The following is a 14,309-nucleotide window of genomic DNA, read 5'->3' on the forward strand; positions in this document are numbered from 1 at the left end:
TCATCGTTGTTTCTCTTTATAATGCTGCGGCAAGATTTTTTGACTTATTCTTTGGCACTTTGTCTGCCTCTTTTGCCTTGATTTCTGCCTTAGCTTTCTCCATTCTTCCATGGATTCCACCTTTTACTTCCGCTTTCTCGGCTGCCTTTTCTTTCTCCAAACGAGCTTCCCTGCGCTCAGCATTTTCCATAACTGCCGTTTTCCCATCACAAAACTGAACTTTATCGGAAAGCTGCTCCTGTCTCTCCACCTTTGTCTCATTGACTTCCTGTACCATCGCATTTAATTCTGGAACCTGAAAAATTCCGTTATCAGGGAGAATCATCACTTCATGAACGGAAGATGGAATAACAAAGAAATCACTTCCCAGGCATTCCCCAATCTGTTTACGAATATCTTCCTGCAGTAACAGGGAAGCTCCATTCATCTTAGCTTTGTTTGTCAGACAGAACATTGGGTTTTCCATGGCTTCCATATCCATTTTTTCATTCAGCAGGTTTTCTGGTTCTTCACCAAAAATCATAGATTTGATAATCTCATTCATATCCATAAGTGTGACACCACGTTTTCGGTCTGCCACCATCGCATCCGCTTGAATCTGTTCGGCAGATACTCCCCACTCGTTCATCAGAGAAACAGTTACCGGAATACTGCTGATCCCTTCTCCATTTTCCTCCAGATTTACTGCATAATAAGCTGCAAAATCTCCGTGTTCTGTGACTACTTTATCTGCCAGACGATCGGTATTCCATTCTTTGTCACAAATTCTTACCTGTAACTTATTTTTCATCTTTTCATAATCCAAAATATCTGGAACTCCCATATCAAGAAATTCCGCTTTTCCCTGTGCCTCAATACGCATATCAGCCACATCCCCAACACAAGAGTCTACATCTTTTCCATGGATATATTCCTGGTAGAGGGAATCCAGATAGACTGTCGGTACGATTCTCTGATCTCCGTTTGGAATCGTAATACCTGTCAACTTCAACCCGTTGTTTTTTTCTACTTCCTGCAGTTTAATTTCTGCGTCCTTATAAGACTCTGGCAGATACTCCTTTACATTGTCTTTGACATATTCATAAAATTCTTTTCTGTTCATCATACGCTTTTACCCCTTTCTGATCATGTGATGGTTCATTCTTTTTCTGCTGACCATCTGCTCGGCTTTCTTCTGATAAGCCATCATTCTCTTTAAAGTTTTCTCCTGGTTTTTTCGTGCTTCCTGTCTTTTTTCCATTGCTTTCATCATAGTTTTCTGTTCCTTTCTGTGATTTTTTTGTATGAAAAAGGGAGCCTCACATAGAAGCTCCCAATCATAACCGTTGATTTCCTTATTTGTTTTTCCTTTTTCTGCAGATATAAAGTCCTGCCATACCTCCTGTGGAGATTACCAGAAGCAGAATCGGCAGCCAAATATTCGTGCTGTCACCTGTTTTTGGTGCATTTGATACTTTTGTCTCTTCATGGGACTGTGGTGTATCCGGTGTGTTCGGTGTTTCTGGAACTTCCGGTTTCTCATTTGTCAGATTGAAAGTGACTTCCACGACCGGCGTACTGTCATTCGCATAAGCAAATGTCACTTCATGCTTGGTCTGATCCAGTGTGTATCCATCCAGTGTTTTTGTTTCCACCAGATAATACTTGATTGCTGTATCATATTTGCCGTTCTTAAATGTGGCAATCTCATACAGCTTACTTTCTGCATGACCGGCAGCGTCTGTCTTTAAGGTTTCCAGAACCTTTCCTTTGCTGTCACGGAGTTCAAATTCTACCCCTTTCAGCGGTTCTCCTGATGATTTATCTGTCTTATTGAGAATCACTTTTCCCTTGGCAGTATCATCTTTCATAGCCACTTTCTGGATTTCTCCGGTATCTTTCACCTCAAATGTCACATCGGCTGTCAGAAGATATCCTTTCGGTGCCTGCTCTTCACGTAAGGTATATTTACCGATTGGAAGTTTTTCGATATAGTGTGCTTCCTCTGTAGAAGTCCAGCTCTCTACTACCTGATCATCCTTATCGAGAATCGTCAGTTTCGCACCTGGAATCTCAGTTTCTCCTGTGATATCAGTCTTACTGATCTCTACTTTTGTCACATCATCTTTCATCTCTACTTTCTGAATTTCTGCTGTATTCTCTACTGTAAAGGTAATACTTTCTGCAGTGACATATCCATCAGCCGGTTTTGTCTCTGTCATGGTGTATTCCTTACCAACAACCAGTTCTTTGATCACATGGGATTCTTCCGTAGAAGTCCATTCATCTACTGTATTGCCATCTGAATCCGTTACTTTCAGGTGTGCACCTGGAAGTTCTTTACCTGTTGTCAGGTCTGTTTTGGACAGCTCCACTGTGGTTGGCTGATTTTCAAAAGTAAAGTCGTAGCTTACTTCTGCCTGATCTTCTCCGGCATATTCAAAGGTAAATTCCTGTACTTCTTCTGTTGTAACAAATCCGTCCGGCGCAAAGATTTCTTTCACATAGTATTTTCCGTCCACCGGAAGATCTGCCGTAAAAGTGATCTGTCCTTTTTCATCTGTTACTCGCTGCTCGATCAGACTGTCTTTCTCAAGAAGTACCTCGCCCTTTGCATTTTTGATATCTTCACTGGTATAAAGACCGAAGACGCCACCTGCAAGGACACGCTCTGTATCTTTTTCTTTCTTCAGAACCGTAACCTTTACTTTCTGACGGGCATTCTGCCATTTCTCATCATAAGTAATGACTGGTGTGTCCTGATCACGGTAGGAAAGGTCAACATATCTCGGCTCTTTATCCAGCACATAACCATGGGCTGTTTTTACTTCCTTCACATAGTACTTGCCAGCCGGTAGATCTCCCATCTGTGCAATACCATTGGAATCCGTAGTAATGGTTCCTACTTTTTCATCTGCTTTGAAATAATCTTCACTGACACCATCTGCCGCTTTGATATCTTCCGCAGCAAATACATCGAAAGTTACATCTGTAAGACTTCCGGTTACATATTCAAAGAGATGCTCCACAGTACCTTTTACATTGTCCAGAAGTGTCACTTTATCCAAAAACTCTCCATTTTTGTTGATGATCAGAAGTCCTGTCGGAACTTCATCTTTCATCTCTACTTTCTGAATCTCTGCGGTATCTTCCAGCGTGAACTTCACATCCGTTGCTTTCAGATAACCATAAGGTGCCATTTCCTCACGAATGGTGTATTCCTCACCAACTGTCAGTCGTTTGATCACATGTGGCTGATCTTTTACAGAAGTCCACTGATCCACAACATTTCCTTCTTTATCAAGAACGGTGAGTTTTGCCCCATCCAGTTCCACACCTGTTGTTACATCAGATTTCGTGATTTCTACTGTTGTCGGCTGGTTCTTTTTCACTGTTTTCAGTTTTACTGTCTTCACATCCTGTCCCTGGTAAGAAGCATCCAGATTCAGAATTTCATCAGAGGATACAAATCCCACCGGTGCTTTTAACTCTTTCACATAATACTGTCCAAGTGGCAGATCCAGCGTACATGCTGCAAGACCATCATTATCAGAAGTCATTTTCTGTAAGAGTGTATCTGCTTTCACAATCACTTTTCCATCTGCCTTGATATCCTCTTTGTTATAGATACCAAAGACAGCCCCTGCTACGGTTGCACCATTCTCTGCATCCTGTTTTTCTACCTGGATTGCAACTTTCTGTCGGTCATCGCCAACAGTCACTTCCTGTTCGATCACAGGTGTATCCTGATCTGCATAGACAAATGCGACATCTGATCTGTCATGGTTCAGGACAAATCCTTCCGGTGCAGTCTTTTCTACTACATAGTAAGAACCAAGTGGCAGGTTATCAGCAACTGCTTTTCCGTCTTCTCCAGTCGTTACCGTTGTTACCAGTGCATCTTTTGCATAGATCAGCTGTCTGTTTCCGTTTTCATCTTTCTGATAATCCGGTGTATAGATATTTTCAGCTGCATAGACATTAAATGATGCACCCTTCAGGTATCTTTCTTCATAAACAAAATCCTTCTTGTATCCGGTCAGCATCTCACCTTTTTTATAGATCATCAACTTTCCTTTTACCGGATGGTTCTCGTAATCTACCGTAATAATGGCATCTCCGCTCTCAGAATCCATCTGGTATGCTGTGTTTGCATCCACTGCAATCTCTACATAGTTCTTGTTGATTGTGTACCCTTCCGGTGCATTGACTTCCTCAATCCGGTAATGTCCGATCTTTAGATTCTTCGGCATGATCAGATATCCCTGACTGTCCGTAAAATAGGACTTATGAGTAGTTGTCACAGGATACGTTGTTACCTGTTCCACATACTTTTTGTTGTCCAGGTCATATACCTTAAATTCTGTTCCGGCAATCAATACGGATTTCTTTGTTTCATCGTCTTTTTTCACGATTTTCAGTTTTGCCTTAAACTCTTCATCCAGAAGCACTCGCCAGATCTGCGGCTCATTTGGATGATGCTCTGTGATATTCACTTCAAAATCATCGACCGGCTTGTAATTGTGCGGTGTTGTAGTTTCACGCACGATATAGCTTCCAAATGGTAATGGAATACTGCAGGCATATCCTTTTTCATCTGTGAAAATCTCCGTTGCTCCATTTTCTCCACTCACTACTGGTTTGGCAGAATCAAAATCATAGCTTCCATCTGCTTTCTTTGTAAGGGAAGATTTCAGATAAACTGTAAATCCAGCTCCGGATAACAGATCTGCATCTGTCTTCCCATTGTTGGCTGCTTTGATGATCTGGAATGGCTGCTTGATGACCTGCTCACTGGAAGTGCACTCTCTTTTTACTTCTGCTGTCATATCTCCTTCATAACTGCACGTAAGATCATGCTCTTCTGCATCTGCCAGGTATCCGGTCGGCGGAGTAATCTCTTTGACATAATATTTGCCAAGATATAAGCCATTTACAGAAGCCTGTCCTTTGTCATCTATTGTAAGAGAAGCTACCTGCTCTCCTGCTTTATAAATAGTTCCCGTTGCTCCATCCGGGTGCACGATATCTTCACGGGCATACAGTCCATAAACTGCACCTTTCAGTGTCGCATCTCCCTGCGGTACTGCTTTTCCTGTCTCTTTATCCACTTTATAAAGATTAATCTTTGCTGTCACACGGTCATTGCTGAAGGTATGGGCAAAAGATACGGTTGCTTCTTTATCATTGGTGTAAGAAAACTTGAACGTATACACATCTTCTGTATTTCTTACATAGCCTTCCGGTGCCTGATTTTCTTTTACAGAATAGGAATATCCGATTGGCAGGTCTACTGTGAATTTTGCAGTTCCGTCTGCGCCAGTAGTTACTTTCTCAATCAGCGTTCCTTTTTTCACAACAACGCTTCCGTCTGCATTTCTGATATCATCGGATGCATACAGAGCAAAAATACCGCCTTTCAGTGGTTTCTTGGTGTCTTTATCCTGTTTTACTACGGAAACATCTGCTTTCTGTCTTTCGTTGGTAAAAGTCACATCTGCAAATACAACTTCTTTATTCTGTCCGGCATAAGTCAGAGTCACTGGCTTTTCTTCGCTGCCGTTATAGAAATTGTCCGGTGCTTTTGCTTCTTTCACCACATAGCTTCCAAGATGCAGGTTTTTCAGTGTGACAGAACCATTCTCACCTGTTGTCAGGTTTTCTTTTACAAGTTCACCTTTGCTGTACACTTTTGTGCCATAAGCTGTTACGATATCTGCCCCGGCATACACGTTATATACTGCATTTTTCTGTCTGCGGTTTTCATACTGAAATACTGTTCCATTTTCACTGACCTCTGCTCCTGTCAGAACCTGTCCTTCTTTGTAAATGGTAAGCTCTGCCAGCTGTTCTTTATTTTCCACGGTTACAGCTGAGGTCTTACTTGCTACCAGTTTTACATTCGTAGCCGTTGCATTTACTACATATCCCTGTGGTGCTGTGATCTCTTTCAGATAAACGGTATCCTGTGTCTTGATGATCGTAACAGAGGATTTTCCATTCTTATCTGTTGCCGGCATCTGAGTAATCAGCTTTGTGCAAGCCTCATCGCTGTATACACCGAATACTGCACCTGCAAGATTGACGTCCGCTGTATCGTCTTTCTTTACGATTTCGATCGTAGCCTGTTCAATCCAGGACACCTTTAAGCTTACATATTTCTCATCAGCAACACCTTCTCCAAATACAAATGCCAGATCCTGAACACTTGCATTCGTAGTCAGTTTATATGCGGAATAATCTTTTGTAATACTTCCCTTCATTTTTGCAGAAAAAGTATCACTTACATCTCTTGTCTGTGTCAGAGGAGCTGAGAGATAAAACGTGGTTCCTCCTCCAATTGTTACGCTTGCACCTGCCGCACTTACATTTCCAGTAGATACATTATGGAGCTTTACTCCCTTTGGTAAGTCCATTGTGATTTTCTGCTGGGAAGATGCGTTGAACTTGATATTCTCCGTTCTCTGAACATTACCATCTACATAAGCTTTTACATTCGGTTTGGAAAATGACATCGCTACATCTGGTATTTCCGGCTTATTCACACAATAATTATAGAGTTCTTTTGCCAAAGTCTCTCCTGTATCATTTGTTCCGTAAAATGCATCACTACTTCCGTTGGCATATGATGCAGCCATATGAATGATGATGAATCTTTTTCCTTCTGAAAAATCCGTGTATTTATTCGCAAAAAAGCTTTCACTTCCTGCGGCATCTGTACCGTAATAACACACTTTCGCTAACGCCTGATTGTCTCCAATCTTTGTGATTGTATAATTTCCGGATCCAGGTCCTGGCTTTGCTGGCTGTACACAATACGCAGTTGCTCTGACACTTCCGTAGCTGATATAGTACGGCTCTGTCAGATAGGTTCCAAGATTATAATCTGCATATCTATACAGAGGTCCTTTTTCGATTGTTACCTGCTGTGTACTTCTTTCTGAATAAGCCGAAACTGCTTCAAATGTTGCAATCTCTCCTTCTTCCATAGAATCAAGATCCACACCTTCGTCTCCTGCCTGTTCCAAAACATCATGAAGCTCTAACCCTGATTCTTCATCATAGGTATCCTGGTTCTGTGCCTGCTCTACCAAATCATCAAATTCATCAGCGTCAATATCGGTAATCTCCGATTCTGCTTCTGAATCCTCCGCTTCTTCTGTCTGCTGTTCACTGCCAGCTGTTTCGGATTCGGTCACTGCTTCACTCCCTGCCACCTTTGTCTGTACTTCTGTTTCTTTCTCACGCACAATCAGTTTTCGGCTGACCTGGTACTTCGGATGCTCCTGATTTACCGGTTCCACATAATAGACCGCTTTGTAAGTGTCCGCATGATCTGTCGTAAAATCCTCATCCTTGTCGTTCTTTGCTTCCTCAAATGTGACTTTGACCTTGTTATCATCCTTGATTTCCAGTCCTGTGTAGTCTGATTTCACATCAAATACACTGCCTGTTTCGATTTCATAATCTTTGGCAGTCACCACCTCATCTTCATCCAGAAGGTCTTTCACTTCCTCATAAAGTGGAGGTTTTTCCTCTGGCTGGATCTCCGCTGCATATGCAGTCATCGGAGATAACACTGTACTAAGCATTGTCATGCCTGCCAGCAAGCCAGATACTACTTTTCTAAAATTACCTTTTTTCTTCATGCTAAGGTCCTCTCTTTCATAATATTTGTATTAAAACAGACAGTCCTTAGACTGCCTGCAATACACTGCTTATCGTTGCGGGAAACTCAGATTGAACTGCACATTTCCCTCTCCGGGATCGACCATCTCCACAGTTGCTTCATACTGTCTCCCTGTTTTTCTTGATACCAGATCCTTATAATGGATTTTTCCTTTAGACAGGAACTTCTTTGCTGCCACCTTATCCATCTTTTTCCCCTGGCTTGCAAGAAATTTATCATTTTTCCATAAGGTAAAAGCACAGTTCCGGTCAGAACAGTAAAAATTTACTTTTCCTTCCCTGACATCTGCTCCACAGCGGGGACATTTGCCAATGACTTCTCCTTTTGCCTTTCCCTGAAACTGATTTTTCTTCTCTTCTGAAATCCCCTGATACCTGGCAACCAGTTCCTGCATCAGCTCTGTAATCCCATTTAGGAATTCATCTGCTGTCTCTGTATTCTGGGCAATATGATTCAATGCCATTTCCCACTCTGCGGTCATCTTCGGAGATTTAATCTCATCCGGTAGAACCGTAATCAGCACATTTCCATCATCTGTCGGCACCAGATTTTTCTTTTCCCTTTTCACAAAGCCAGACTGAATCAGTTTTTCAATGATTGCTGCCCTTGTTGCAGGAGTACCAAGTCCTTTCTTTTCTGTATCTTCGGTCAGCTCTTCATTCCCTGCACGTTCCATCGCAGAAAGCAGGGTATCTTCTGTGTACTGTTTCGGTGGCTGTGTAAAATGCTCCGATACAAAAGAATCACAGGGACCATAATGCTTGCCTGCCCAGATATCCAACTCCGGCTCTTCTTTTTCTGCAATGATTCCAAAGAACTGTTTCAGTTTTTTCTCAATTGTCTTGAACCCTTCCTGTTTTGTTTTCTTTGCATTGAGATAAAACGTATGATAATTGCAGGTAATCTGACATTTATGACTCTCATAAATATAAGGATCTGCAGTTGCTGTCAGAACCCTGGCACTGATCAAATACAAAATCTTGCGGCTTCGTTCTTTCAGTTCACCAATATCTGCTTTGGCTACTTCCATGGTTGGGATAATCGCATGGTGATCGGATACTTTCTTTGAATTTAATACCTTACTCACGTCCGGTTGATATTCCAGACCTTCAGCATAAGGCATTTTCCCAAATAACATCTGAATCAGAGTTTCTGTACTTTCTCCCATCTCATCTGTCAGATACTGGCTGTCTGTTCTCGGATAAGTGACAAGCTTCTGCTCATACATCTCCTGCACAGCATCCAATGTCTGCTGTGCGGTATAACCAAACATTCTGTTTGCTTCCCTCTGCAGAGTGGTCAAATCATAGAGCTTCGGAGGACGGACCGTTTTTTCTTTCACATCATCCTTTTCCACTTCGCACATACGCTCCATACAGTCCGCAGCCACTCTATCTGCATCTTCTTTTTTCTGAAAATGCTCTGTGACCGCATCCATCTAGTCAAACTTGATATGAGCCATATAATATTTTTCTTTGGTAAATTCCTTGATCTTCTGATTTCGATCCACGATCATGGCAAGTGTTGGTGTCTGTACTCTTCCAACTTTCAGATTCTGGTTATACAGAACGGAAAAAAGACGGCTCGCATTGATTCCCACCAGCCAGTCTGCCTTTGCCCTGCAAAGTGCTGACTGATAGAGACTGTCATAACACGAACCGTCTTTTAATGACGCAAATCCATCTTTAATTGCCTGTTCCTCCATGGAAGAGATCCAGAGCCGCTTCATCGGCTTTTTGCATCCTGCCTGCTCATACACCAGACGGAAGATTAGTTCTCCTTCCCGCCCGGCATCTGTAGCACAGATTACTTCATCTACTTTGGAATCTCGCATCAGTTTTTTCAAGATTCCAAACTGCTTTTTCGTGCCTTCCAATACCCTGTGTTTCCAACATTCCGGCACAATCGGCAGATCTTCATATCTCCATTTTTTATATTTTTCATCGTATTCTGATGCATCACATAATCCAACCAGATGTCCTACGCACCAGGAAACGAGATAACCGTTTCCTTCCACGTAGCCATCTTTTCTTGTTATGGCTCCAATCACGGAAGCCAGTGCCATCGCAACCGATGGCTTTTCTGCAATCACTAATTTCATTTACTCCTGCTCCTCTTCTTCATCTTCCAGCACAGCATCATCAAAATCCTCGTCTCTCAGGATTTCTGGTTCTATACTTTCTTCCTGCTCATCTGCATCGTCTACTTCCCGCTTTTCAGATTCTGAATCTTCGGATTCATCTTCATCCTCTTCCATCTCATCCTCGTCATCATATTCATGCTTTGGTTTATAGACTTTGAAGTAATATCCTCCTGCCGCAGCTCCTACTGCAACCAGTGCAATCAGAAGATACGTTCCAAATGGACTTTTATCTTCTGGCATCTGGATTTCATCCTCTACCTTATCTTTCTCAGCTGTCTCAGTTGTTTCCGGCTTTTCTTCTTCAGCCTGTTTCTCTGGTTCTGCATAAACAGTATCTACTTCCGGAAGTGTCACGGAATCAGAAAGTGTGAAGTTCATCAGATCTTTCTCGCTGACTTCTGTAAGGAAATACACATTATCCTGAGATTTTGAATTGTCGATGATCAGATAAAAAATCTTACCACTCTTAGTTGAAATGGTATAAAACTCTTTTGTGCCTTCCGTAGCTGTTTTAGTAACAGAATCTGCTGTCTCGCCTTCTTTATTAAGCTGTTCCTCAATACCTGTCACTGTCCGATCATCCACAGTTCCTTTTGCATCTGTTGGCTCAGAAGCTTGTGCATCCTGCGGAAGCGGAGAAGTCGTTGTTTTTTCAGTTCCCGTTGCATCTGCACTGGTCGTAGTTGCCATTGCACCATTGCTGTCACTGGAGGTTTTCTGTTTCTCTGCCTGCTTCTTTGCCCATTCATAATAAGGATTCTGCAACACATACTTTTCAGAAGTATTTCCGGCACCGTCTGTTACCGTAATCTCAATCTGTTTTGTAGTAAAATCTTTCTGTGTCAGTTGCACTCTCAGCATTCCATCCTTCAGATCTGTATAAGTGGTGCCATTAACTGTTACTGCAGTAATCCCGGATACTGTATCATTCCCCTGAATCGTCAGCACACCATCTGTCAGGGAAGCAGAGAGTGTCGGCTTTTCCGTGTCATAACACTTAATAGAACGATTCTGCTCATACACCTTTCCATCACCATCTGTCACACGCACATACACTGTCTGATTTCCTGTGATCGTGATACTTCCGCTTCCAGTTACATCCTGCCAGCTTCCATCTTTTCCTGGTTTTGCTTCAATCTTTGCTATTGAGAAACCTTCCGGCATATGGCTGGCATCTACCGTAACAGCAATGGTTGTTTCTCCCTGTTTCCATCCATCCGGTTTCTCAATCGTGATTGCAGGCGTGGTATTCTCAGCTGCATAAGCAGTCTGTGTCTGGAGCAAAGGTGTTGTCAGGCAAAGAAATGTCGTTGCTGCAAGCAGACTCTTTTTTACCCTGCTTTTAGTATTTGTTCTCTTCTTCTGTTTCATTTTTTCCAGATTCATCATCGGCTTTTATTTCCTCCTTCTGTATTTCTACCCTGCCGGGCAACTCATTTTTCATTTTCTTTTTAAAAGCTTCCAATTCCGGAATACTCATATCCATTGCACGGATAATTCTTACAATTTCCAGATTTTCTGCTTCTGTTTTTGCAATCTCCGCAGCCTTGAACCGCTTTAAATCTGCTTCATATCTGGCTTTAGATGCTTCCATTTTTTCCTTGGCTTTCTCATAATCTGCCGTTGCTTTTTCAAGACTTTTCATCTCTTCTCCTTTCCGGGCGGCTGTTATACCGCCCTTTTCCTTACCATCGCCCGAATCCATAGAAATGGCTCTGCCAGTATGGAGAGTTGATGGACGTGTACTGAACCGGATGCCCACAATGGATCATCTGACCATTGCCCACATAGATTCCAATATGCGTTACTGGTTCTCCTGCATCGTAGGTTCCGGTAAAGAAGATCAGATCTCCTGGCTGTGCTTCTGACTGGGATACTGGCGTACAAATGTTGTACAGTCCCTGTGCAGTCAGCCTTCCCGTATTTCTTACCCCGGAATGAACCAGACAGTAGCTGACAAATCCGGAACAATCGAATCCACTTGGGGAATATCCGCCCCACACATACGGTGTTCCAAGATATTTTGCAGCCTCTTCCAGTAAACGTTGCGCTGCTTCACTGGTATATTCATTACCACCAAAGCCTGTCCCTTCTCCTGTTTCCAGATAAAAGATCGGGTTTAACCGCTCTCCATTTTTCAAAAGTTCAATGTGAAGATGGCTTCCTGTAGAATTTCCGGTATTTCCTACAAGACCGATCTCATCACCTTTCGTGACGGATGCACCTGCAGATACACTCCGGCTGCTTAAATGTGCATACCGCAGTTCATAGCCTTTACTGTCCTTGATTACAACATAATTGCCATAGCTGTCGTTATAAGCAGAAGTTGTAACCGTTCCGGTCAGCCCTGCCATTACTTTTGTCCCTTCCGGTGCTCCGATATCCATACCATTGTGTAACTGATTTGCTCCTGATATTGGATGAATCCGATATCCATAATAGCTGGTCACACTGGAATACCAGTTAAAATCAACCGGTGTTGCAAACATCTGCAGGTTGCCTTTGGTATCGTTGTAGGCACTGAACAGTTCTTTCTGGAAAAATCCCAACCTGTCCTGACAGATTGACATCAGGTTTCCACTGGTCAATGTTACATTCAGCGTGTCCACATCTCTGATTCTGGTCACTTCGACTTCATTGCTTCCGTTATCATCTGCAAGATAACATTCCCAGGTCTGATGTCCATGTGCAGATGCTGCCGCATGACTGTCATAATAGACATCAAATTGTACACCGTATCTTGCGAAAGCTCCGGTATCTTCTACGGTATATTCGACACCATTCATAACTACCTTTGTTCCCATTGGAACAAACGGATTGGAAGCATCTACCGCTAAGGTATGATTGGCAGTTGGATATGCTCCACTGGCAGTCGGTCCTCCGCTCCAAATACCACAACAGATTGGACAGTTACAATATCCACTGGTCACAACCTGTCCCAAAGATTCTCCAACTCTTACTGTTGCTGTCTCCGTTACAGTCTCATTGACTGCTTCAGTAGTTAAATGATATTGCTCTGCAAACAAGGCGTCCAGCTCCGGCTTGACCTGTTCAAAAGTAAATTCTTCATACTTTGCAGACAGATAACTAATCAGGATAAACGGATCATGCTCAATAGGTCCGATGTTATATCGGTATTCCTCATGTCCTGGTTCTTCAGATTCCATATTGTTGATCCGCTCCTGCAGATTAGCTTCCAGCTGTGTGTAATACAGTTCCGCTTCCCGGATTGCCTGATCCGATGACAGATAACTGGTTCCGGTGTAAGTGATCACATTTTGTAAAAACACTGCAGAGCATGACGTGACATTCGTTATGATCAGAAACATCAATCCGATCAGAACTGCTACACTGATATACACCTTCCGGTTTTCTTTAAAAAAGTTGGTGACTTTGCCGCCAATCTTCTTGATATAATCAATCGTACCTTTTGTAGCTGTTCCTACTGTCTGTTCACTTCGCTTCGCTTTGGCATAATCCCGTTTGATCTGTTGCTTCTGAATCTGTTTTTTCAGTTTCTTCTGTTCCTGACGGGCTGCCGCCTGTGTCTGTTTCTCTTCCTGTCTTTCAAGTCTGCTTCTTTTTCTGAATGCCCTCTGTTTCCTGCGTCTGGCACTTCTCTGTTCCAGCCGGTAAACACCTTCGCCGCTTTCTTCTAACTTATGGGCACCTTCTACCGCCGCATTATCGTCTTCATTTTTGCTGATCTCACGGTGCAATGCTGCGGAAGCTGCACTTCCTGCTTTCTTGACAACAGAAGTTTTTTCTGTTTTCACAGATTCCCCTTCGCCAAACTTCAAGCGGGATTTCTTCTTTCCAGGAGCTTCTCCATCATTTGCCTGATAGACCTGTGCCTTCTTGGAATGCTGCTTTGCTTCCTTCTTCTTTTTTGCTTCCTCATAAGAAAACTTTTTGGCTTTTTCCTTCTGTTTCTGATGTCGGAAATTGACTCCATCCGTATCCATCTGGTTCAATTTCTCCATATCTTTATCATTTTTCACAGAAGCACCAGTTTCCTCATAAGCAAACTTCAAACGCTGTTTTTGTTTTGGCTTTTTGCTACCACCGGTCTGATTTCTCCGGCTGTCTCCTCTGTTTTCTGATAGATCCGCACGTTTTTCTTTCAGTCTCCCTGACTGTCCGGCTTCGGATTTTTCTGCAAGTCTGGATTCTTTTCCGACTTCAGCACGGATTCTTTTTCTATTTTGCTGTTTTCTACTCTGTCCAAGATCCTCACTTTGCTTCTCTGCCCGTATCAGTTCCGGTGCATCTCTGGATTTTTGCACAGAGGGACGAATATTTTTCCCACTCCGTTCAGACTGGCGGTGAGACTTATCCACAAGGTTTTCTTCTTTTTCCCCCTGTTTTATTCCCATCTGTACATCACTGGCACGGTTACTGACACAAACAGAAGATTTATCTGTCAGGTTTTCTTCCACCAGACCATCCTTGGTCATCTTTTGGACTTTTTTATCCCTGACTTTCATTCTCTGTTCT

6 protein-coding genes and 1 pseudogene are annotated in these 14,309 nt (G+C 42.7%); all 7 read right to left on the bottom strand.

The window, feature by feature from the left end:
- Positions 1–16 precede the first annotated feature (16 nt).
- Positions 17–1,105: a DUF5688 family protein gene (locus BQ5364_RS15265; protein WP_071144606.1), complete on the bottom strand. Its 1,089-nt coding sequence runs from the start codon at positions 1,103–1,105 to the stop codon at positions 17–19.
- Between the two features lie 6 nt (positions 1,106–1,111).
- Entirely contained in the window at positions 1,112–1,252 is a 141-nt protein-coding gene (locus BQ5364_RS18110) for a hypothetical protein (protein WP_005344203.1), read from the bottom strand.
- An 82-nt stretch (positions 1,253–1,334) separates the two neighbouring features.
- Positions 1,335–7,628 (bottom strand): SpaA isopeptide-forming pilin-related protein, encoded by a 6,294-nt coding sequence (locus BQ5364_RS15270; protein WP_071144607.1) that lies wholly within the window; start codon positions 7,626–7,628, stop codon positions 1,335–1,337.
- 69 nt (positions 7,629–7,697) lie between these two features.
- Positions 7,698–9,770 (bottom strand): annotated as a pseudogene (locus tag BQ5364_RS15275) (DNA topoisomerase 3).
- On the bottom strand, positions 9,771–11,201 hold the full coding sequence (locus BQ5364_RS15280; protein WP_331463041.1) for a CD1107 family mobile element protein: 1,431 nt from the start codon (positions 11,199–11,201) through the stop codon (positions 9,771–9,773).
- Entirely contained in the window at positions 11,155–11,457 is a 303-nt protein-coding gene (locus BQ5364_RS15285; RefSeq protein ID WP_023922642.1) for a DUF4315 family protein, read from the bottom strand. Before BQ5364_RS15285 ends, BQ5364_RS15280 begins: the two co-directional genes overlap by 47 nt.
- 40 nt (positions 11,458–11,497) lie before the next feature.
- Positions 11,498–14,299, bottom strand: a complete 2,802-nt coding sequence (locus tag BQ5364_RS15290; protein ID WP_054335776.1) for a CD1108 family mobile element protein — start codon at positions 14,297–14,299, stop codon at positions 11,498–11,500.
- Between the last annotated feature and the right edge of the window lie 10 nt (positions 14,300–14,309).

The organism is Coprococcus phoceensis (assembly GCF_900104635.1).
In the GTDB taxonomy this organism is placed as follows: domain Bacteria; phylum Bacillota; class Clostridia; order Lachnospirales; family Lachnospiraceae; genus Faecalimonas; species Faecalimonas phoceensis.